Consider the following 500-nt stretch of genomic DNA (forward strand, 5'->3'; position numbering starts at 1 on the left):
GAGCCCGGTCGCCTTCTCGTCGAGGACCAGTGGCCGAGCCGCCGTGAGGTAGTAGGCGCTGTCGAGGAGATCGACGAGGGTCTTGGCGCGTTCCTTCAGGCCTGGCATCGCCGCCGTCAGCTTCTCGCGGAGTTCCGACGAGGTCGTAGAGGGTGTTGGCGGCCTTGGCCTGGAGGGCGTGCGGGCGGGGTCCGACGAGGGACAGCTCACCCTTGATGACGTTGAACAGCTGCGGCAGCTCGTCCAGCGACGTCCGGCGGATGAAGCGGCCCACCGGGGTCACGCGCGGGTCGCCCCGGGTCACGAGCTTCGCGGCGGTGGCATCGCCCTGGTCCACGAACATGGAGCGGAACTTGTAGACCTCGATGAGTTCGTTGTTGAAGCCGTAGCGCTTCTGCCTGAATAGGATCGGGCCGGGCGAGGTGACGGCGACGGCCGCCGCCACGGCGAGCATTACGGGGCTGAGCGCCACCAGCATGGTGAGGCCGACGAGGCGGTCG

1 protein-coding gene is annotated in these 500 nt (G+C 68.4%); it reads right to left on the reverse strand.

The genetic code is table 11. The features are described from left to right. Nucleotides 1–500, reverse strand: a 500-nt coding sequence (locus MKK49_RS11260; protein WP_409565056.1) for a sugar transferase, incomplete at both ends; no start/stop codon positions are given.

It is taken from the genome of Methylobacterium sp. J-090, assembly GCF_022829345.1.
Lineage (GTDB): Bacteria > Pseudomonadota > Alphaproteobacteria > Rhizobiales > Beijerinckiaceae > Methylobacterium.